This window comes from Asanoa siamensis (assembly GCF_016862555.1).
Classification (GTDB): domain Bacteria; phylum Actinomycetota; class Actinomycetes; order Mycobacteriales; family Micromonosporaceae; genus Asanoa; species Asanoa siamensis.
This window is the reverse complement of record NZ_BONE01000007.1, coordinates 100,964-120,766: the sequence shown is the minus strand read 5'-3', so window position 1 is coordinate 120,766 and position 19,803 is coordinate 100,964. Positions and strand designations below refer to the sequence as shown.

The following is a 19,803-nucleotide window of genomic DNA, read 5'->3' as shown; positions in this document are numbered from 1 at the left end:
GGCCGGGCGTCAGCGTCGGGAGCCGTCGCGGCCCGGCCATTCGAAGAAGCGGATCTGGCCGAGCGTCGCCTCGCCGTCCGGCAGCAGGGTGCGCTCGTCGAGCTCCGCCCCGAAGTACCGCTCGTCGGGGTCCGCGACCACGGTCCGGTCGTCGCCGCGCAGCGGCAGGGCCTCGCGGAAGAACTCGTCCATCCGGTACTGCTCGGGGCCGGCGACCTCGACCGTCGTGTTCAGCGGCGGGCCCGCCGCGACCTTCGCCACCGCGGTGGCGACGTCCTCGCTGGCCATCGGCTGGAACAGCACCGGCGCGAAGTGCACGGTGTCGCCGTCGGTGCCGGCCTTGGCCATGGCGCCGACGAACTCGAAGAACTGCGTCGCGTGCACGAGCGAGTAGGGCACGCCCGAGTCCTTGATCAGCTTTTCCTGCGCCTGCTTCGCCCGGAAGTAGCCGCTGTCCTGCAGCCGCTCGGTGCCGACCACCGACAGGGCGAAGTGGTGACCGACGCCCGCGTCCTTCTCGGCCGCGAGCACGTTGCCGGTCGACGTCTGGAAGAACTCCATGACCGCGTCGTCCTCGAACGACGGGGAGTTCGACACGTCGACCACGACGTCGGCGCCGTCCAGCGCCTCCGCGAGACCTTCGCCCGTCAGCGTGTTCACGCCGGTGTTGGGCGCCGCGGCCACGGCCTCGTGGCCCTGCCCTTCGAGCTTGGACACGACCTTCGACCCGATCAGGCCCGTACCGCCGATAACCACGATCTTCATGACAAACCTCCTGGTCGCGGTGACGCTGGTTTCAGGTGCGGTACCAGCTATGACAGAACAGCCGTCGGGCCCGCGACGGGTCGTTGGGCAAAAAAGTGACCGCCGAATCGGCCTGCGGACCACACGGGTCGCAGGAGCCGTCAGGAGTCCACCGAGATGCGCTGGCCGCCGATCACCGCGAGCAGGCGCAGCTTGTCGGCGCTCGCGGTGCCGGGCGCCGCGGTGTGCACGACCAGTTGCTGCGACTGGTCCGGGTCGACGAGCCGCTGGCAGTGCAGTTCGAGCAGCCCGACCTCCGGGTGCTGCAGCCGGACCGGGCCACAGTACGGGCCGGCGACCGGGTGCTCGCGCCACAGCGCGGCGAACTCCGGGCTGCGGGCCAGCAGGGCGTCGACGATCGTCCCGGCCCGGGACCCACGACCGGTCCTCGTGTACGACTCGTGCAGGTCGGCCACGATCAGCCGGGTCTGCTCCGGCCGGTCCTCCACGGGATGGATCAGGCGGGTCGCCGGGTCCGTGAACCAGCGGTAGTGCTTGCTGCGGGCCAGCCCGGTGTGCCCGCTCTCGTCGCCCAGCAGCGCCACGGACAGCGGCGTCTGCAGCAGCGTCTCGCCGAGGTGCGAGACCACCTGGGCCGGCGCGTCCCGCAGGCCGTCGAAGATCCGCAGCATGCCGGGGTTGACGTAGCCGCTGTCCGCGGCCCGCGGCGGCGTCGCGTAGCCGGCGAGCCGGAACAGGTGGTCCCGCTCCTCGAGCGAGAGCCGCAGGCCGCGGGCGATCGCGGTGAGCATCTGCTCGGAGGGGTGCGGACCGCGCGGCTGCTCGAGCCGCGTGTAGTAGTCGATCGACATGTCGCTGAGCACCGCGACCTCCTCGCGGCGCAGCCCGCGGGTGCGCCGGCGCCGGCCGCGGGGCAGCCCGACGTCCTCGGGCTGCACCGCCTCCCGACGGGTGCGCAGGTACTCGGCCAGGCGCGCACGGTCCACTGTGGTCTCCCTTACCTACCGGCCAGCTCGAGGGAGTAGTCCCAGAGCCGGGCGGCCTGCGCCGCGTCCCGCGCGGTGCGGTAGACGGACAGCTCGGTCGGGCCGCCGGTGAACTCGCCGAAGCCGTCCGGCCCGTAGAGGCGGCCGCCGCGCGCCTGCGGGCTGACCGCGGCGTACAGGATGGGCAGGGTGCCCTGGTCGACGTGGTGCACGAGCACACCCCAGCGGGCGAGCCGCGTCATGATCGCCTCGTGCGGCGCCCGCTTGGCGCGACCCAGGTTCGGGCCGGCGGCGTACAGGCCCGTCAGGGTGGTCCCGGGGTGGGCGGCGTTGCTGGTGATCCCCCAGCCGCCCGCCTCGCTGCGGCGGTCGAGCTCGAGGGCGAACAGCAGGTTGGCCAGCTTCGACTGGTTGTACGCGCGGACCGGCGAGTACTTCCGCTCGCCCTGCGGGTCGGTCCAGTCCAGCTTGCCGTGCTTGGCGGCGGCGCTGGTCACGGTCGTCACCCGGGCGTGGCCGGCCCGCAGCAGGGGCAGCAGGCCGAGCGTGAGCGCGACGTGCCCGAGGTAGTTCGTGCCGAACTGCAGCTCCAGGCCGTCCGCGGTGGTGTGCCGGGTGGCCGGCGCCATCACGCCGGCGTTGTTGACCAGCAGGTCGATCGGCCGCCCCTCCTCGTCCAGCTCCCCGACCAGGGCGGCCACGGAGTCCAGCGAGGCCAGGTCCAGGGTGCGCACGGAGACGCGGGCGGCGGGCAGTTCCCGCCGGATGCGGTCGAGGGCCGCCAGGCCCTTGGCGGCGTCGCGGACACCGAGCAGCACCTCGGCGCCGCCCTCCGCCAGCCGGGTGGCCAGGCTCAGGCCGAGGCCGCCGCTCGCGCCCGTCACCAGGGCGAGGCGGCCGGTCAGGTCCGGCACGCGGAATGTCGTCTCGTTCTTCACCACAGCTCCCAGGTCGGTCGGGCTTCGCTCCCACGGTGACGCGGGCCGCGGTGCCCAACCATGTGTCGCCGGTACAAGGCTCAGCCCTGCCAGCGCCGCAGCTTGGGCGGGCTCAGCACGACCCAGACGAGCAGGACGCCGGTCTCGACGATCGTGACGGCGACCAGCGCGACCGCCCGGCCGCCACGGCGCAGCGCCAGACCGGCGCGACCGTTGACGGACGCGACGGTCACCTCGACGTCCGCCTGGTCACACGTCAGCCAGGTGAGCAGCCGGGCGACGCCCGCCGCGCCGTGGACGGGGTGGACGGGGGCCGGCACCAGCCCACCGCTGTCGCAGACGGCGACGGCGTCCGGGTCCAGGGCGGCCCGCACCGCGGCGACGTCGCCCAGCCGGCAGGCACGGGCGAGCCCGCGGAGGACGTCGTCGTGCCGGTCGGACATGCCAGCTAAGACCGGCTGACACCCGCGTTTGTGACGTGGCCGTTCTTGTCGGGGTTGACGAACCAGAGCACCTGGTCGATGCCGTCGGCCGAGGCGCTGACCGTGATCAGGCCGTACACGTCGCCGTCGCGGCGCAGCACGGCCGAGGCCTGCCCGTTGGTCTGCGCCCAGGACACCTCGGTGCCGTCCCAGAACCAGGTCATGGCGTGGAGGAACTTCGCCACCCGCGGCGCACCCTCCAGCCACTTGCGCGACACCTGCGCCCGGCCGTTGCCGTCCGCCACGCTGGTCACGTCGGCCGCGAAGAGCCGCTCCAGCGCGGTCATGTCGCCGGACCGGGCGGCGGTGATGAAGGAGGCCAGCAGCTCCCGCTGCGCGGCGGAGCTGACCGGAGCGCGCTTGTCGCTCGTCACGGCCTTGCGGGCGCGGCTGACGAGCTGGCGCACCGCGGGTTCGTTGGACCGCAGGATGTCGGCGATCTGCGCGTACGGGTAGTCGAAGGCCTCCCGGAGCACGTACGCCGCGCGCTCGTTGGGGGTGAGCTTCTCCATCAGCATCAGGGTGGCGAACTGCAGGGCGTCACCGCGCTCGGCCCCGAGGTAGGGATCCGCGCTCGTGTCGACGGGCTCCGGCAGCCACGGGCCGACGTAGGTCTCCCGGCGCGCCCGGGCCGACTGGAGCGCGTTGATCGCCAGCCGGGTCGTCGTCGTGGCCAGGAACGCGGCCGGGTTCTCCACGGCGGCGCGGTCGTAGGTCTGCCAGCGCAGCCAGACGTCCTGCACCAGGTCCTCGGCCTCGCTGGCGCTGCTGAGCATGCGGTAGGCGATGCCGAACAGCCGGGGCCGGACCGCCATGAAGACGGCGGCGGCCTCGTCCAGGTCGTTCTCGGTGTTCACACCGGGCTCCGCCATCACTTTCGCCCCCGTCACGCCGCGGTCGCCTCGCCCCCATCCTCTGCCCGCCGGGCCGCGATCACCAACGCGGGGTGGGGATTCGACCTGTGGGCTTTCGGACGACCTGTGGGCCGGGGCACAGCGGGTCACAGATCCCGGCGCCGTCCTGTCTGGGCTGGTGAACGCACACCCGAGCAGAAGGAGAACACCATGAAGCCCACCGTCGTCCTCGTGCATGGCGCCTTCGCCGAGTCCGCGAGCTGGAACGGCGTCGTCGCGCGCCTGCGGGAGCGGTCCGTCGACGTCGTGGCCGCCGCGAACCCGTTGCGGGGGCTGGCCGGTGACGCCGCCTACGTCCGCGACGTGGTCGCGTCGGTCGACGGGCCGGTGGTGCTCGTCGGGCACTCGTACGGCGGCATGGTCGTGACCGCGGCGGCGGCCGGGAACGAGCAGGTGGCCGGTCTGGTCTACGTCTGCGCGTTCGCCCCCGACCAGGGTGAGTCGGCGTTCGGGCTGTCGACGAAGTTCCCGGGCAGCACGCTGGGCGAGGCGGTCGACGCGCACCTGGTGAGCACCGGCGGCGTGGAGCTCGTGATCCGTCCGTCCGCCTTCCACGCGCAGTTCGCCGCCGACGTGCCGGCCGCGCAGGCCGCGCTGATGGCGGCGACCCAGCGCCCGGTCACCCAGGACGCGCTGACCGCGGGCCTGCCGACGGACCAGCCGGGGTGGAAGACGATCCCGTCCTGGTTCGTGATCGGCGACCAGGACCGCAACATCCCCGCGGAGCTGCAGCGCTTCCTGGCCGCGCGGGCGGGCGCCAAGGACGTACGCGAGGTCGCGGGCGGTTCGCACGCGCTGAGCGTCTCCCGGCCCGACGTCGTGACGGAGTCGATCCTCGACGCCGTCGCCGCTGTCTCGGCCTGACCTTCCCCCGTCCTTGCGCTCAGGCCGTCGGGTGCGGCCCGTGGCAACGCTGCCGCGGGCCGCGCCCTCCCCTTCTCTTTCATGAAAGGCGTCGGCATCGAAGGGAAAGGTCTCGGCGGCGCTGCCGCGGTGCTGTGGATCGTGCCCGACCGGCGCATCGACCGGGCGGTGCACGACGGGCACCACGCGTGACGCGGCGGTGGTAACGTCGCGCCCGCTGGAGGGGGCGGTGTGGGCACTTCCGTCGAGACGCAGGCGTTACGGGGCGCGGCGCGGGCCTATCAGGAATACGGCCGGCAGCTGCGGTCCGACGTGGACGCCGAGCTGGTCCGGTGCTCGATCCCGAGCACCGCGATCCCGACGCCCGACTGCGGTTTCACGGCGACCTACAGCGCGGCCTACACCGCCGCGGACCTCGGCGCCCGGGCCTGCGCCGACGTGTTCACCGCGGTCGGCGACGCGCTGACCCGGGTCGCCAACCACTACGAGGACCAGGACGCCGAGAACGCGCGGCTCTTCGGCGACCGGCCGATCCCGGCGCCCGCGTTCCCCACGCCCCGGGAGATGTCGACGGCTCCGTCCGGTTCCGAGATCGCCCGGTTCGCCGCCGCCGAGGGCGGGATCATCATCGCGCTGGAGGCGGCCACCGTCGGGCTGATGGTGGCCGCCGCCGCGGTGCCGGCGCTGTTCGTCCACTTCGCCGGCATCGCCGCGCTGGCGCTGCTCAAGGACCCGCTCCCCTACTTCACGGCCGCCGAGGGCTGGGGCGCGATGGAGCGGCACCTCGCGCTGGCCGGCGCCCAGGTGCTGCCGCTCGCCGAGCGGGTCGTCAACGAGGCCAAGTGGGAGGGCGCCGGCGCCGACGCGTTCCTCAACTTCGTCTCCAACCAGTTCGACCCGGCCGTCAACCAGCTCTCGGCGCTGGTCAGCGAGCTCAAGAACCAGTGCATGACGATGGGCGTCGTGATGTCGGCGGCCGACGTGAGCTACCTGATCGGCACGGCGATCATCACGTACGGCCTGGCCGCCGCCGTGATCAACCCGGAGCCGCTGACGCGGCAGGCGCTGGGTTGGACGCTCTCCACGCAATACGTGCTGGAGGTCGGCGCGCTGATCGTCGAGGTCGCCGGCACCGCGGCGGCGGTCGCCCTGACCAACGGCGGCATCGCCACGGAGACCGCGAAGCTCAACGGCTACTTCGGCACCGAGAGCCGCGAGATGACCGTCAACTCGGCGGCGCTCACCCCGCAGCGGATGACCGAGATCCAGACCTGGGAGCACGGCGGATGGACCAACGCGAAGGTCCCGGACCCGGCGGGCCGGCGATGACCGACGACCTGACCGCACAACGCCGGCGCACACAGGCCGAGATGACGGTGACGCTGGGAGTGGCGTTCCTCGTCTCCTGCTTCGCGGCCTACGTACTGCTCCGGCTGTCGGCGGTGGCCGGGTTCGTCCTGGGCGGTGTGGCGCTGGCGCTCGCGGTGTTCGGCGTCGCGCGCGTGCACCGCTACCCGACCGCCGAGCACCGGGCCCGGTTCGCCCCGGGCCAGCTCGGCAGCTTCCGCGCGCTCACCTGGAGCCTGGCCCTGATGACGCAACTGCCGGCGTTCATCGCGGCGACCGTGTGGTGGGACCGCTGAGCCATGCAGGACTTCATCGCGCAATTCCTGGAGACGAGCGAACGCTACTACCGCAGCGACGCGGGCCCGGAGCGCCTGCGCGCGGCCGCGGTTGACTTCCGGACGGGCCTGCAGGAGTTGATGAGCCGGACGGTGTCGGCGACGGACGCCCAAGGCTACGTGTCGGCGACGGTGTCGCTGGGCGGCAAGCTGGAACGCACCTACATCTCCCCGCAGGCGCAACGCGACCTCGGCGCGACTGATCTGGCGGCCGCGTGCCAGGAGGCGATCGCGGCGGCCCGCTCCGCCGCGGCTGCGGAGTTCCAGGAGTCGGTGGGCGAGTTCCCGGCGCGCTTCACGGACGTCGACCCTGTCGCGTTGATCCGCCGGGGTCGACTATGACGGACCCGCATGCCCTGGCCGAGTCGCTGCGGGGCCTGGTCGACGACCCGGCGGCGCTGCAGCACCGCCTCCGCACGGTGATTGAGTCGGTCCACACGGAATCCTTCACGGGCACGGCCCTCTCGGGCGGCGTGGTGGCCACGGTCGACGGGTTGGGCGCGCTCCGCTCGATCGAGATCGCGACGACGACAAAACGGACAACCGACAACCTGACCCTCGGCGACGCGGTGACGTCGGCGGTCCACGCGGCCGAGCAGACGGCCCGCACGGCCCTGGTCTCCCGCGTCCTGGAATCAGCCCTCACGGCGCGCTACGGCGCGGTCATCGACGCGGCCCGCATCCGCCGCTTCCTCCCGGACTGACCGCGGCGGTCGCGTCGCGAGCTCTACGCCGCTTTGCCCCCGCCGCACGCGCGGAGCACGCCCCGAACGCGGCACGCGCAGAGCACGCCCCGAACGCGGCCGGGCGCGCAATGAGTCCCAGGCCCGCGCCCAGCTGCGCTCATCAGCCGCACCGAGCGTCGGAGCCGACGATCGCCGACGCCGTCACCCAGCGACTGCCGTGTTCCGGCTTCTGCGGCGCTTACGGATGGCCCCGGCCAGCCGGCAACCGCCATGCACCCCACCGGGCGGCTGCCGGGTGCGTGACGCTTCTACGGGGTGAGGAGGGCGCGCATGCGGGTGGCCTGGGTCTGCCAGCGCCAGTCGCGCTCCACCCAGGCGCGGCCCGCCTTGCCCATGCGGCGGGCCAGGTCGCGGTCCGCCAGGAGGGTGGCCACGCGGTCGGCGATCTGGGTGGTGTCGCGGCCGTCGACGACGTAGCCCGTCTCGCCCTCGCGGACCGCGTCCGGGGCGCCGCCCGAGTCGCCCGCGACGACGGGGAGGCCGGTGGCCGAGGCCTCCAGGTAGACGATGCCGAGGCCCTCGACGTCGAGGCCGGCGTTGCGGGTGCGGCACGGCATCGCGAAGACGTCGCCCGCGGCGTAGTGGGCCGGTAGCTCCTCCCACGGCACGCCGCGGGTGAAGACCACGTGGTCGGCGACGCCGACCGATCGGGCCAGGCGGCGCAGGCGGTCGTACTCCGGGCCGCCGCTGACCAGCAGCAGCAGGGCGTCCGGGACCGTCGCCCGGATCGCGGGCAGCGCGCGGATCAGGGCGTCCTGGCCCTTGCGCGGCACCAGGCGCGACACGCACACGACGACCGGGCGGTCGCCGATGCCGTAGCGGGCCCGGACCGCGCTGCCGTCGACGCCCGGGTGGAACGCGTCGACGTCGACGCCGGGCGCCAGCCGCCGCAGGTCGGTCAGGCCGTGCAGGGCGCGCTCCAGGCGGGTGCGCTGGTAGTCGGTCAGGTAGGTGACGACGTCCGCGCCGCGGGCGATGCGCTTCAGCAGCGCGCGGGCGCCGGGCAGGGCCGCCCAGCCGACCTCGTGGCCGTGGGTGAGTGCGACCACGCGGGAGATCCCGGCGCGGCGGCGCAGCCCGTCGGCGAGCAGGCCGAGGGGCGCGGCGGCGCCGAACCAGACGGTGTCGCACTCGTGCGCGCGGGCGATCTCGGCGGCGCGCCGGGCGACCTTCCGCGTCGGCAGCAGCACCCCGGTCGCCTCGCGGACCACCTCGAACGGCTGGTCGGCGTCGAACTTGTCGGCGCCCTTCCAGGTCGACGCGTAGACCACCACCGAGCCAGCCGGCTGCCGCACCGCGAGTTGGTGCACGAACTTCTGGATGCCGCCGGGGCGGGGCGGGAAGTCGTTGGTGACGAGCAGGGTGCGGCTCAACGGTCGGGCCTTTCGCCGCGGGCGTACGCACGGGCGGCCGCCATGCGCTCCACGGTGGACGGATGGGACGCGCCGTAGAGGTATTCCCAGCGCGGCGGGTCGGGGTCGCCGAGGTTGACCGACGACAGGCGGGCCTGCATCGCCTCGAACGTACCGGGGTCGTTGGTCAGCGCGAGCGCGTGCGCGTCGGCCCGCGCCTCGGTGCGCCGGGAGAGCAGCGCCTGGGCCGGCGCGGAGAGTACGCCCACGACCGCGACCACGGCGACCAGCAGCGCGAACGCGCGCGGCTCGGCGATCGAGGTGACACCGGCGCCGCGCAGCAGGCTGGTCCAGCCGCCGAGCAGGAACAGGCCGACCACCCCGAGCGCCGCGCCCAGCGCACCGATCAGCGTGGCGGTGCGGACGTCGTTGTCCTTGGCGTGGCCGAGCTCGTGCGCCACCACGCTGACCACCTCGGCCGGCGGTGCCTCCCGCAGCAACGTGTCGTAGACGACGATGCGGCGGGTCGGCCCGAGCCCCGACACGTACGCGTTGACCGCACGTGTGCGCCGCGACGCGTCGGCGACCAGCACGTCACGGACCGGCACCCCGTCGGTGCGGGCGAGCTGGACCAGCTCGGTCCGCAACGGGCCGTCGGCCATGGGCGTGAACTTGTTGAACACGGGCTCGACCAGCACGGGCAGCACGAACGTGAGCAGCACCACGAGCGTGGCGGCGCCGGCGGCGCCCCAGGCCCACCACCAGCGAGGGGCGAAGTGGGTGATCGTGTAGAAGCCGAGCAGGGCGACCGCGCCGATCACCGCGGACACCGCCCAGCCCTTGAGCAGGTCGACGGTCCAGCCGCCCCAGCCCTGGGTCGAGAGGCCGCAGCGGGACAGGACCGTGTGCCGCCAGGCCGCGAACGGCAGGGTCAGCAGGTCGGCCACCAGCACGACGACCAGGCCGCCGAGTACGGCCTGGGCGACCCAGTTGCCGCCGAAGGGCCGGCCGACCGCCTCGATCAGCCGCGCGCCGAGCGGGGTGAGGCCCAGCACGAGGGCGATCACCAGCCCGACCAGCAGGCTCCCGTAGCCGGCGGGGCGCAGCGCGCTGTGGAAGGCCCGGCCCGCGGCGACCTGGTCGGCCGGCAGCGACCGCAGCGCGGCGACCTGGTCGGCCCGCGGCGCGGGCGGCCGGTGCCAGGGCACCAGGACGAGGACGGCCACCGCCAACGCCACCGCGAGCACGGCGAAGGCGACCACGGCCCAGGACCGCGGCGTCATCAGGGCTCGCTCCGCCAAGGCATCGGATCATCTTACGGCGCAGCCCCCGAGCCGAGACGAGGTCCAGGCACCGTCCGACGCCGCCAGCCTGCGGCTGGCCCGCCGCAGGCCACGCCGACCGGCAGAATGCGGCCTACGCCGCGCCGACCGGCAGGACGCGGCCCACGCCGCGCCGACCGGCAGGACGCGGCCCACGCCGCGCCGACCGGCAGGACGCGCCCTACGCCACGCGGTAGCCGCGGCGGTGTGGGGGGCGGGCCATGCGTAGGGCGGCCGGTTGTTGGCTGACCACCTCGACCTCGAAGCCCGCCCGGGCGAAGACCTCGATCGCGCGTAGCTCGTCGGCGTCGAGGCTCTCGATCTCGGCCGGCGCGTCGAGCAGCGCCGTCACCAGGCAACCCGGGCAGGCCGCGCCCCGCACCGCGCAGCTGGAGCAGTCGATGAGCATCACAGGCTCCTGTCTAGGAAGACACCGTCCGTGACAAGAACGCTAGCGAGCGGGTCCGACAAAAATCCCGCTCAGCTCCGGGAGAGCCGCCTGACCAGGGCGTCGGCGCCCATGGGGTAGGCGCCGTGGCGGCGTACGCCGTCGGCTACCTCACGGTCCGAACTTACGACGACGACCGGGCGGCCGCCCGGCTCCGCCCGGACCAGCCGGCGGATCAGCTCGTCGGCGGTCTCGCCCTTGCGGGAGAAGAGCACCCGGACCCCGCGCGGCGCGGGCGGCAGGCCGTGGACCCGCTCGGCGCCGTCGAAGACGACGGTGATCTCGTCGCCGGTCTGCGCGGCGATTCCGCCCAGACCGGTGATCAGGCGCTTGCGCTGCTGCTCGAGCGACATGTCGCCGTACCCCCGCTTGGTGACGTTGTAGCCGTCGACCACGAGATGCGCCCGGGGCAGGGCGAGCAGCTGGTCGAGGCGGGCGGGGTCGTCGGTGTCGAGGGCCCGTGCGCCGGGAGCGGCACCGGGCGCCTCACCCTGCGACTCGGCGACGTAGTCGGCCGGGCGCCGGTCGGTGGGCTCGAGGGCCAGCTCGCGGCGCAACCCGACGGCAGCCTGGCCGATCGTCTCGAGCAGCAGCCACAGCCGCGCGTCGTCGACCGACCGGGCCTCCTTGGCGCTCTGCCGCCCGCTCGCGGCCGCCGTCTCGGCCTCGGCCAGCCGGGCCCGGACCCGGCGCAGCTCGGCGTCGTGGTCAGCCGCCGCCCGGGCGGCCCGGCCCTTCTCGGTGGCCAGCATCTCGGTGGCCTTGCGCTCGCGGCTCTGTATCTCACGCAGTTGTCGCGCCTGCACCCGCAGCTCCTCGCGGAGCTGCCCGAGCTCGGTGCTGACCCGCGCCAGCTCGTCGCGCAGCTTGTCGGCCTCGCTGCGGGCGACGGCGCGGTCGTGCTCGGCCCGGGCGGTGCGCTGCTCGGCCTCGCGGACCAGCCCGGCGATCGCGGCGCTGTCGGCCTCGGCACGCACGGCCTCGCCGGCCGCCTCGACCAGCTCGCGCCAGCCGGCGGGCCGGGCCAGGTAGGCCAGCGCGGCCACCTCGACCGGGTCGGCGGCGGCCGGGCAGATCCCGTCGAGGACGGCCGCGCCCAGGTCGCCGACCTCGGCGATGACCCGCGCGGAGATCCGCTGGCGGAACAGCGAGTCGCTGGCGAGCTGGGCGGCGATCTGCGGACCGCCGAGCCGGGCGCGCCGGTTGGGGGCGAACTTGGCCACGCGGCGCAGCGGCACGGGCTGCTCGTCGAACGGCAGCCCGGGCAGCGCGGAGGCCGCCAGGGCGACCACACGCTGGCGGACCGGCTCCGGCAGGAGAGGCTCGATCTCCGGCTCCGGACCGGCTGACGACGGCGACACCGCTTCCTCGGGAAGGCGGCCGTCGCGCGGTTCGGGCTCGGACATGGAGCAAGTCTCCCACCGTCGGCCACCCGAGCGCCCGTCGATGTAGTCGATCTTTTTCCCACGCGTACGCGAAACGCCTGGGGCCGCTGTGCCAGAAGTGTCGTACCAGTGTTCTAACGTCCTCGCCGTGGTGGATCAGCTCTTCGTCCAGGGCACGCTCGACGGCCTGTTGACGGCCGGCGACGCGACCGACCTGCGCGACGCGACCTTCGTCGTGGTCGACCTGGAGACCACCGGCGGCGCGCCCGACGGCGGCGGCATCACCGAGGTCGGGGCGGTCAAGGTCCGCGGCGGCGAGCAGGTCGGGGTGCTTGCCACGCTGGTCAACCCGGGCCAGCCGATCCCGCCGTTCATCACCGTGCTGACCGGCATCACGCAGGCGATGGTGCTGCCCGCTCCGCCGATCGAGGAGGTGCTGCCCCCGCTGCTCGAGTTCATCCAGGGTGCCGTGCTGGTCGCCCACAACGCCCCTTACGACGTGGGCTTCCTCAAGGCGGCGTGTGCCAAGTTCGGCTACACGTGGCCCAACCCGCGGGTCCTCGACACCGCCGCGCTGGCCCGCCGGGTGCTGATCCGCGACGAGGTGCCCAACCGCAAGCTCGGCACGCTGGCCGCGCACTTCCGCACGCCCAACCAGCCGACGCACCGGGCGCTCGACGACGCCAAGGCCACGGTCGACGTGCTGCACGCCATGATCGGCCGGCTGGGCAGCCACAACGTGACCACGGTCGCCGACGCGATCGAGTTCGCCAAGGCCGTCACCCCGACCCAGCGGCGCAAGCGGCACCTGGCCGACGGGCTGCCGCACGCGCCGGGGGTCTACATCTTCCGCGCCGCCGACGGCCGCCCGCTCTACGTCGGCACGTCGGTCGACATCGCGACCCGGGTCCGCAGCTACTTCACCGCCGCCGAGAAGCGGGCCCGGATCTCCGAGATGCTGGCCGCCGCGGAAAAGGTCGAGGCCGTCGAGTGCGCCCACGGGCTCGAGGCCGAGATCCGCGAGCTACGCCTGATCGCCGCGCACGCGCCGCCCTACAACCGCCGGTCCAAGTTCCCGGAGCGGGTGGTCTGGCTGAAGCTGACCGACGAGGCCTACCCGCGGCTGTCGGTGGTCCGCGCGCTGGCCGCCGGCGACGACGCCTATCTCGGGCCGTTCACCTCCAAGCGGGCCGCCGACCTGGCCGCCGCGGCGGTGCACGACGCGATCCCGCTGCGGCAGTGCACGCTCAAGCTCTCCACCAGGACCACGACCGCCGCGTGCGCGCTGGCTGAGCTGGGCAGATGCGCGGCGCCGTGCGAGCACAAGATCAGTCCGGAGGCGTACGAGGAGGCGGCGGCCGAGCCGTTCCGGGCGGCGACCACCGGCGACCCACGCGCCGTCGTCGAGGCGCTGCTGGGGCGCATCACCGTGCTGGCCGACGCGCACCGCTACGAGGACGCGGCGGTGGTCCGGGGCCGGCTCGCCGCCGTGCTGCGGGCGACGGTCCGCATGCAGCGACTATCCGGGCTGACCACGATCGCCGAGCTGGTCGCGGCCCGGCGGGGTGGCGACGGCGGCTGGGAGCTGGCGATCGTCCGGCAGGGCCGGCTGGCGGCGGCCGGCAACTCCCCACCGCGTCAGCATCCACGGGCGACGATCGAGGTGCTCCGCGCCACGGCCGAGACGGTGCTGCCCGGCCACGGCCCGGTGCCGAGCGCGACCGCCGAGGAGACCGAGCGGATCCTGTCGTGGCTGGAGCGCCCCGACACCCGTCTGGTGGAGGCGTCCGCCGGGTGGGCGTCGCCCGTCCGTGGAGCAGCCCGCTACCGCGAGTTGCTCCGAAAGGCGGAAGCCCAGGGCTAACCTTCGAGACTCACCCGTTCGCCTAGAAGCAACTGACCATTTGGACTACGGTGCGTGACTTAGTCTGGTAGAGAAATGCACTCGTGACTGTCTCGCCCGATTTCCCGGGCGAAGGCACGACTCACGGGTGCCAGCCTCGTCAGGAGGTGTGCGGGCGTGGATGTCGACGCCGGTCACGGCGCCGCGCTGGGTCGTGTGGTGCCTGTCCAATCCAGCGACCTGCCCATCTCCCGCCGGCTACGGACGTTCCTGTCCTGGCCCGGGTCCGACGACGACCCCGTCACGAGACTCGTCCGCACCCACCGCGAGGTGCACTCCGGCGACGCCAACGTGCTCCGCCGGGCCTACGGCATCGCCGAGAGCATGCACCGCGGGCAGTTCCGCAAGAGCGGCGAGCCGTTCATCACGCACCCGCTGGCGGTCGCCCAGATCCTCGCCGAGCTCGGTATGGACACGACGACGCTGGTCGCGGCGCTGCTGCACGACACCGTCGAGGACACCCGCTACACGCTGCAGGCGCTGCACGGCGACTTCGGCCCCGAGGTGGCGCACCTGGTCGACGGCGTGACCAAGTTCGACAAGGCGTTCTACGGCAAGGCGGCCGAGGCCGAGACGATCCGCAAGATGCTGGTCGCGGCCGGCAAGGACGTCCGGGTGCTGATCATCAAGCTGGCCGACCGGCTGCACAACATGCGCACCCTCGACGCCCGCTCCCCCGCCTCCCGCGCCCGGATCGCCAAGGCGACCCTCGACGTGCTGGTGCCGCTCTGCGACCGGCTCGGCATCCAGCTCCTCAAGCGCGAGCTCGACGACGCGGTGCTCTACAACCTCGAGCCCGACGGCTACAGCGTGGTCGACGAGCACATCCAGGCCCGCACGGGGTGGGACGAATACCTGACCGAGGTGGCGCTGCGGGCCAAGGCCACGCTGCGCCGCGGCCGGGTGACCGCGGTGGTCACGCCCCGGCCCCGGCACTACTACTCGATCTGGAAGGACACGGTCGCCGCCGGCTACGCCGTGCCGCATGACCTGCCCCGGATCGCGGTCGTCGTGGACGGCACCGACACCGACTGCTACGCCGCGCTGGGCGCGATCCACGGCTGTTGGCGGCCGGTCCCGGGCCGGTTCAAGGACTTCATCGCGTCACCCAAGAACAACCTCTACCGCTCGCTGCACACCACGGTGATCGGCCCCGACGACCGCTCGGTCGAGGTGCTGATCCGCACCGAGGCGATGCACCAGCTCGCCGAGTACGGCATCGCCGCGCACTTCCGCTACCCGAAGACGCCGGCCGCGATGGCCGAGGCCCGGGTCGAGCAGCTGGCCTGGCTGCGCCGGGTGCTCGACTGGGAGCAGGCCACCTCCGACGCCGCCCAGTTCCTCGAGTCGCTGCGCTGCGACCTCGCCGAGTCGCAGATCCAGGTGTTCGCCGAGGGCCGCCAGGTCGTGCTGCCGTCGGGCTCCACCCCGGTCGACCTGGCCTACGAGCTGGCCACCGAGCGCGGCGAGCACTGCCTCGCGGCCACCATCAACGGCCGCCTGGCCCCCCTGTCGTCCGAGCTCAACGAGGGCGACGTGGTCGAGATCTTCACGGAGGCCGACTCCACCGACGGTGCCCCGGCCGCCGTGCCGGCCGGCCCGCGCAAGGAGTGGCTCGGCTTCGTCAAGTCGCCGCAGGCGCAGATGCAGATCAACCGCTACTTCGCCGACCACGACGAGCCGGGAATCAGCATCCCCGACAAGGTCCGCCTCGGCCGCGCGACGATCGGGCTGGCGCTGCGCCGGCACGACCGGGGCCTGGCCAGCGACCTGCCACTGCGCCAGCTCGCCGACGAGATGGGCTACCCCGACCTGGAGACGCTGCTCGTCGCGGTCTTCGACCGCGCGATCACGCCGGAGTCGGTCGTCGACCGCCTCGTCGCCCTCGTCGACCGTCGCGAATAGGGCCGACCCGGGCGGGCCGGCGTGCCCGCTGCCTTTAGCCTTGCTCTGTGAACTCCCGCCCACGCGCGTTGCGCGCTCTCGTGTACGGAGTCTTCTACCGGCTTCCGCATCCTGTGCGCAGGCGGATCGTGCGGTCGTTCGTGCCCAAGTACATCGTGGGCGGTGTGACGCTGGTGCGCGACTCGGAGGCGCCCGCGCCCGGGCGCCTGCTGCTGCTGCGCCAGCCGCCCGGCCGCGGCTGGGGTCTGCCGGCCGGCCTGCTCCGGCGGGGCGAGGCGCCGATCGTCGGCGCCGCGCGCGAGCTGGCCGAGGAATCCGGCATCACAGTGGACCCCCGGGAGCTGACGCCGGCCGTGCCCAACGCCGTCGTCCACGCCAAGGGCTGGGTCGACATGGTCTTCGAGCTGTCGGTGCCGGCGTCGACCACCGTGCTCGAGGTCGACGGTGCCGAGGTCTACGAGGCGAGGTTCCACCCGATCGACGACCTGCCGCGGCTGACTGTGGCGACCGCGCGGCTGCTGGCCTACTACGGCATCGGGCCGCTGGTGGCGCCGGACGACCCGACCAGCATGGCCCGGCCGACCGCGCCCGCCCGGGATGAGTGATCTCTGCGCGGTGGTGCTCGCGGCCGGCGAGGGCCGGCGCCTGCGACCGCTGACCGAGCTGCGGCCCAAGGCGCTCTGCCCCGTCGGCAACGTACCCCTGCTGGATCTAGCCCTGGATCGCGTCGCCGGCTTCGGGCTGCGCGGGCCGGCGGAGGTCGCGGTCAACGCGAGCTACCTCGGCGCGCAGGTCGTGGCGCACGTCGGCGACCGGGCCCAGCTCTCGGTCGAGCCCGACGGCCCGCTGGGCACGTCCGGCGGGCTCGGCAACCTGCGCGACTGGATCGGCGGCCGCGGGGTGCTGGTCGGCAACGCCGACGCCTACCTGGCCGGCGGCGACCTCGCGGCGCTGCTCACCGGTTGGGACGGCGAGACGGTGCGGCTGCTCGGCCAGCCGGTACGCGACACGCGGCAGCCCGGGCTGTTCAGCGGCCACCGGTTCGCGGGCTTCTCGCTGCTGCCCTGGCACCGGGTGCGCGCGCTGTCGACCGCGCCGGCTGAGCTCGTGCACACGGTCTGGCGGCCGGCCGAGGCCGCGGGCGCGCTGGAGGTCGTGCCGTTCGACGGCGTCTTCATCGACACGGGTACGCCGCGCGACTACCTCGCCGCCAACCTGCACGCGGCGGCCGGCGAGAACCTCGTCGCGGGTACGGTCACCGGCCGCTGCGTGCGATCCGTGGTGGGCGCCGGGGCGGTGGTGGCCGGCGACGTCACCGACAGCGTGGTCTGGCCCGGCGCGTCGGTGGCGGCCGGTGAACGGCTCGACCGCGTGATCCGGGCGGGCCGGCAGCTCACGGTGGCGGGCCGCTAGCATTCGTCCAGGCACGACGAGAGGAGCCCATCGGTGATCACCGCGATCGTCCTGATCGACTGCGCCGCCGACTCGATCCCCGAGGTGGCCCAGCAGCTCGCCGACCTCGACGGCGTCAGCGAGGTCTACTCGGTCGCCGGCGGCGTCGACCTGATCGCGATCGTCCGGGTCCGCGAGTTCGACCAGATCGCCGACGTCATCGCGGGCGGCATCTCCAAGGTCGACGGCGTGATCAACACGGACTCGCACATCGCCTTCCGGGCCTATTCGCACCACGACCTCGAAGAGGCGTTCGCGATCGGTCTTCGTGAGTCCGACTGAGGTCGACCGGGGCACCGACCGCCTCGCCCTGCGCCACTATCCCGCGGCGTCGCCCACGGCCCCGGTCGCGGTGGTGCTGCCGGCGATGGGCGTGGCGGGCCGGTTCTACCGGCCGCTGGCCGAGTCGCTGGGCAGCGCGGGCTTCGCGGTGGTGGTCGCCGACCTGCGCAGCACGGGTGACAGCACGCCGCCTCCGAGCCGCGCGTCGACCTACGGCTACGCGGACCTGGCCGACGACGTGGGCGCGGTCCTCGACGCGCTGAAGGCCGACTACGCCGACCGCCGCACGATCCTGGTCGGCCACTCGCTGGGCGGGCAGGCGGCCCTGATGCACCTGGCGACGACACCGGACGCGCCGGTCGACGGCCTGGCCTTGGTCGCGGCGGCCATCCCCTACTGGCGCGCCTATCCCCGGCACCGCCTCGTCGTGGGCGCCTACATGCAGTCGATCGGCGTCAGCGCCGCCGCGCTCGGCGTCTGGCCAGGGTGGACGTTCGGCGGGCGGCAGGCCCGCGGGGTGATCCGCGACTGGGCGGCGTCGGGCCGCACGGGCCGGTTCCCCACGGTGCGCGGCGTCGACACGGACGCGGCGGTCGGCGCGCTGACGACGCCGGTGCTCGCGGTGAGCTTCGACGGGGACGTCTTCACCCCCCACGAGGCCGCGGACCACACCACCGCGAAGTTGGGCCGGTCGGCGGTCCGCCGGGAGCGCCTCCCCCGGATCGAGGCCGAGGGCCGCCCGGCCCACTTCGCCTGGGTCCGCTCCCCCGCGCCGGTCACCGCCCTGATCAGCGACTGGTCCGCGACTCTCCCGGCCCGCGACTAGCTCGGCCTACTGACTCGATCAGGACGACGTCGGAGAACGTGCGGTTCTGCCTCGACCGGATCGAGGTCGTTCGGCCCGGCTCGTCCACCCTCGTCGTCACCGGATCCGCCACCACGCTTGCCGCCCCGGAACGGGTCTGGACCGTACCTCGAGGGCCGGCCCGGCTGATCGCCGGGCGCACCGCGCCGCGCGGTGGCTCGGCGAGCCCGGGTTCGTGCCCGGAGGCCGGTTCGAGCAGACGCCGGCCCTCGGCTTCCCGCCGGCGGGTCGACAACCTGGCCCCGGCCGGGGCTCACCACCAGTCGTTGTCCTGGCCGGTACGGCGCCTCCAACGCCGCGATCTCCTCGTCGCTGAGCCTTAGGTCCAGGGCCGCTACGGCGTCGGACAGGTGGTGGGGCTTCGTCGCGCCCACGATCGGTGCGGAGACCACCGGCTTCGACAGCACCCAGGCGAGCGCCACCTGGGCCATCGGCACGCGCGTGCGAACGCCACCCGTCCCACGGCGTCGATCACCGGCTTGTCGACGTCCCGGTCGAAGGCCCGGGCGACATCGTCCGCGGTGGACCGGGTCGTTCGCTCCCCCCGGGCCGCGTTGCCCGGCCTTTCGCCAGCGGCGAGTACGGCGTCAGCCCCACGCCCTGGTCGGCGCACATCGGGATAATGTCGCGCTCCTCCTCGCGCTTGAGCACGTCGTCCGGCCGTGCACGACCGCCGCCTGCTGCAGCTTGGCGAACTGCCATGCCCACATGGACGACGCGCCCAGGTAGCGGACCTTGCCCGCCCGGACCAGGTCGTCGAGCGCCGACACTGTCTCCTCGACCGGCGTCGCGTCGTCGAAGCGGTGCAGGTAGTAGACGTCGATGTAGTCGGTGCCCAACCGCCGCAGGGACCCCTCGACCTGTTCGAGGACGGCCTTGCGGGACAGCCCGCTGCCGCCGGGGCCGTCGTGCATCCGCCCGCTCACCTTCGTGGCGAGCACGACGTCCTCGCGGCGGGCGAACCTGGTGATCGCCCTGCCGACGAACTCCTCGGACGTGCCGCCCTGGTAGACGTTGGCGGTGTCCCAGAACGTGACGCCCGCCTCGGCCGCCTGCCGGAAGAACGGGGGGCGGCGGCGTCCTCGTCGAGCGTCCACCGGTGCGGGCCCGCGTCGGCGACGCCGTAGCTCATGCAGCCCAGCGCGATCCGGCTCACCCGCAGCCCCGTCGCGCCCAATCGCGTGAACTCCACCGCGGCACCCCTCCTCGAAGCCGACGGGCGCCAGCCTACGAGACCCTAGGCGGCGCGGCGTTGTTCCGGGGCCACGGCGCCCTTGCGGCTCGACCGGAGCCAGACCGTGATGGGGGCGACCACCTGCGCGGCGCCGCAGCCCGCGCAGACGAGGTCCGGGGAGTTGTCGTCGCGGGGTGCGCAGGGCATCGCCGTGTCGCACACGGCACAGGTGAGTTCCTCCTCGCCACGCATGGCGTCTCCTCTCGAAGAGCGGAAGCCCGAACGCGAGCGGCCGTCATCACCACTCACGGGTCACGCTGCCACGCGAGTCGGGTGCA

General features: G+C 73.7%; 23 protein-coding genes. 11 read left to right on the top strand and 12 right to left on the bottom strand.

All coding sequences use genetic code 11. The annotated features are described in order from the left end of the window. Positions 1-9 precede the first annotated feature (9 nt). From Asi02nite_RS06770 to Asi02nite_RS06750, 5 genes are all read right to left on the bottom strand, one after another. On the bottom strand, positions 10-765 hold the full coding sequence (locus Asi02nite_RS06770; protein ID WP_203711282.1) for an SDR family oxidoreductase: 756 nt from the start codon (positions 763-765) through the stop codon (positions 10-12). A 140-nt stretch (positions 766-905) separates the two neighbouring features. Further along, on the bottom strand, positions 906-1,751 hold the full coding sequence (locus Asi02nite_RS06765; RefSeq protein ID WP_203711281.1) for a helix-turn-helix transcriptional regulator: 846 nt from the start codon (positions 1,749-1,751) through the stop codon (positions 906-908). A gap of 11 nt (positions 1,752-1,762) precedes the next feature. Further along, on the bottom strand, positions 1,763-2,689 hold the full coding sequence (locus tag Asi02nite_RS06760) for an SDR family oxidoreductase (protein WP_203711280.1): 927 nt from the start codon (positions 2,687-2,689) through the stop codon (positions 1,763-1,765). A gap of 80 nt (positions 2,690-2,769) precedes the next feature. Next, positions 2,770-3,132 (bottom strand): sigma-70 family RNA polymerase sigma factor family protein, encoded by a 363-nt coding sequence (locus tag Asi02nite_RS06755; protein ID WP_203711279.1) that lies wholly within the window; start codon positions 3,130-3,132, stop codon positions 2,770-2,772. Between the two features lie 5 nt (positions 3,133-3,137). Beyond that, positions 3,138-4,028: a sigma-70 family RNA polymerase sigma factor gene (locus Asi02nite_RS06750; protein WP_239126533.1), complete on the bottom strand. Its 891-nt coding sequence runs from the start codon at positions 4,026-4,028 to the stop codon at positions 3,138-3,140. 207 nt (positions 4,029-4,235) lie between these two features. On the opposite strand from Asi02nite_RS06750, the gene Asi02nite_RS06745 reads away from it, so the two are divergent. From Asi02nite_RS06745 to Asi02nite_RS06725, 5 genes are all read left to right on the top strand, one after another. Beyond that, positions 4,236-4,949 (top strand): alpha/beta fold hydrolase, encoded by a 714-nt coding sequence (locus Asi02nite_RS06745; RefSeq protein WP_203711278.1) that lies wholly within the window; start codon positions 4,236-4,238, stop codon positions 4,947-4,949. A 231-nt stretch (positions 4,950-5,180) separates the two neighbouring features. After that, a complete protein-coding gene (locus Asi02nite_RS06740; protein WP_203711277.1) occupies positions 5,181-6,278 on the top strand; it encodes a hypothetical protein in 1,098 nt (365 codons plus the stop codon). Beyond that, positions 6,275-6,592 (top strand): hypothetical protein, encoded by a 318-nt coding sequence (locus tag Asi02nite_RS06735; RefSeq protein WP_203711276.1) that lies wholly within the window; start codon positions 6,275-6,277, stop codon positions 6,590-6,592. Before Asi02nite_RS06740 ends, Asi02nite_RS06735 begins: the two co-directional genes overlap by 4 nt. A gap of 3 nt (positions 6,593-6,595) precedes the next feature. Beyond that, complete coding sequence (locus Asi02nite_RS06730) at positions 6,596-6,973, top strand: YbaB/EbfC family nucleoid-associated protein (RefSeq protein WP_203711275.1); 378 nt, start codon at positions 6,596-6,598, stop codon at positions 6,971-6,973. Next, positions 6,970-7,335, top strand: a complete 366-nt coding sequence (locus Asi02nite_RS06725) for a YbaB/EbfC family nucleoid-associated protein (protein ID WP_203711274.1) — start codon at positions 6,970-6,972, stop codon at positions 7,333-7,335. Before Asi02nite_RS06730 ends, Asi02nite_RS06725 begins: the two co-directional genes overlap by 4 nt. Positions 7,336-7,625: 290 nt before the next feature. On the opposite strand, the gene Asi02nite_RS06720 is transcribed toward Asi02nite_RS06725, so the two are convergent. From Asi02nite_RS06720 to Asi02nite_RS06705, 4 genes are all read right to left on the bottom strand, one after another. Beyond that, entirely contained in the window at positions 7,626-8,750 is a 1,125-nt protein-coding gene (locus Asi02nite_RS06720) for a glycosyltransferase family 4 protein (protein ID WP_203711273.1), read from the bottom strand. Then, positions 8,747-10,012 carry a M48 family metallopeptidase gene (locus Asi02nite_RS06715; RefSeq protein ID WP_203711272.1) on the bottom strand — a complete coding sequence of 422 codons (1,266 nt, stop codon included), beginning with the start codon at positions 10,010-10,012 and terminating at the stop codon, positions 8,747-8,749. Before Asi02nite_RS06715 ends, Asi02nite_RS06720 begins: the two co-directional genes overlap by 4 nt. A gap of 220 nt (positions 10,013-10,232) precedes the next feature. Then, positions 10,233-10,460: a hypothetical protein gene (locus Asi02nite_RS06710; RefSeq protein ID WP_203711271.1), complete on the bottom strand. Its 228-nt coding sequence runs from the start codon at positions 10,458-10,460 to the stop codon at positions 10,233-10,235. A gap of 71 nt (positions 10,461-10,531) precedes the next feature. After that, entirely contained in the window at positions 10,532-11,905 is a 1,374-nt protein-coding gene (locus tag Asi02nite_RS06705) for an NYN domain-containing protein (protein ID WP_203711270.1), read from the bottom strand. A gap of 127 nt (positions 11,906-12,032) precedes the next feature. Between Asi02nite_RS06705 and Asi02nite_RS06700 the strand changes: the two genes are divergently transcribed. The 6 genes from Asi02nite_RS06700 to Asi02nite_RS06675 all read left to right on the top strand — a co-directional run bounded on the left by Asi02nite_RS06700 (position 12,033) and on the right by Asi02nite_RS06675 (position 18,252). After that, positions 12,033-13,748: a DEDD exonuclease domain-containing protein gene (locus Asi02nite_RS06700; RefSeq protein ID WP_203711269.1), complete on the top strand. Its 1,716-nt coding sequence runs from the start codon at positions 12,033-12,035 to the stop codon at positions 13,746-13,748. Between the two features lie 156 nt (positions 13,749-13,904). Beyond that, positions 13,905-15,692 carry a RelA/SpoT family protein gene (locus Asi02nite_RS06695; RefSeq protein ID WP_203711268.1) on the top strand — a complete coding sequence of 596 codons (1,788 nt, stop codon included), beginning with the start codon at positions 13,905-13,907 and terminating at the stop codon, positions 15,690-15,692. 47 nt (positions 15,693-15,739) lie between these two features. Continuing rightward, on the top strand, positions 15,740-16,297 hold the full coding sequence (locus tag Asi02nite_RS06690; protein ID WP_203711267.1) for an NUDIX domain-containing protein: 558 nt from the start codon (positions 15,740-15,742) through the stop codon (positions 16,295-16,297). Continuing rightward, on the top strand, positions 16,290-17,105 hold the full coding sequence (locus tag Asi02nite_RS06685; protein ID WP_203711266.1) for a nucleotidyltransferase family protein: 816 nt from the start codon (positions 16,290-16,292) through the stop codon (positions 17,103-17,105). The genes Asi02nite_RS06690 and Asi02nite_RS06685 overlap by 8 nt, the downstream gene beginning before the upstream one ends. Positions 17,106-17,138: 33 nt before the next feature. Then, on the top strand, positions 17,139-17,426 hold the full coding sequence (locus tag Asi02nite_RS06680) for an Lrp/AsnC family transcriptional regulator (protein WP_203711265.1): 288 nt from the start codon (positions 17,139-17,141) through the stop codon (positions 17,424-17,426). Continuing rightward, a complete protein-coding gene (locus Asi02nite_RS06675) occupies positions 17,413-18,252 on the top strand; it encodes an alpha/beta hydrolase family protein (RefSeq protein WP_239126532.1) in 840 nt (279 codons plus the stop codon). Before Asi02nite_RS06680 ends, Asi02nite_RS06675 begins: the two co-directional genes overlap by 14 nt. Here Asi02nite_RS06675 and Asi02nite_RS41450 read toward each other — a convergent pair. The 3 genes from Asi02nite_RS41450 to Asi02nite_RS06665 all read right to left on the bottom strand — a co-directional run bounded on the left by Asi02nite_RS41450 (position 18,249) and on the right by Asi02nite_RS06665 (position 19,717). Continuing rightward, positions 18,249-18,722: an aldo/keto reductase gene (locus Asi02nite_RS41450; protein WP_239126531.1), complete on the bottom strand. Its 474-nt coding sequence runs from the start codon at positions 18,720-18,722 to the stop codon at positions 18,249-18,251. The genes Asi02nite_RS06675 and Asi02nite_RS41450 overlap by 4 nt on opposite strands. Positions 18,723-18,878: 156 nt before the next feature. Then, positions 18,879-19,388 (bottom strand): aldo/keto reductase, encoded by a 510-nt coding sequence (locus tag Asi02nite_RS41445; RefSeq protein ID WP_239126530.1) that lies wholly within the window; start codon positions 19,386-19,388, stop codon positions 18,879-18,881. Between the two features lie 140 nt (positions 19,389-19,528). Further along, positions 19,529-19,717: a hypothetical protein gene (locus Asi02nite_RS06665; protein ID WP_203711264.1), complete on the bottom strand. Its 189-nt coding sequence runs from the start codon at positions 19,715-19,717 to the stop codon at positions 19,529-19,531. Between the last annotated feature and the right edge of the window lie 86 nt (positions 19,718-19,803).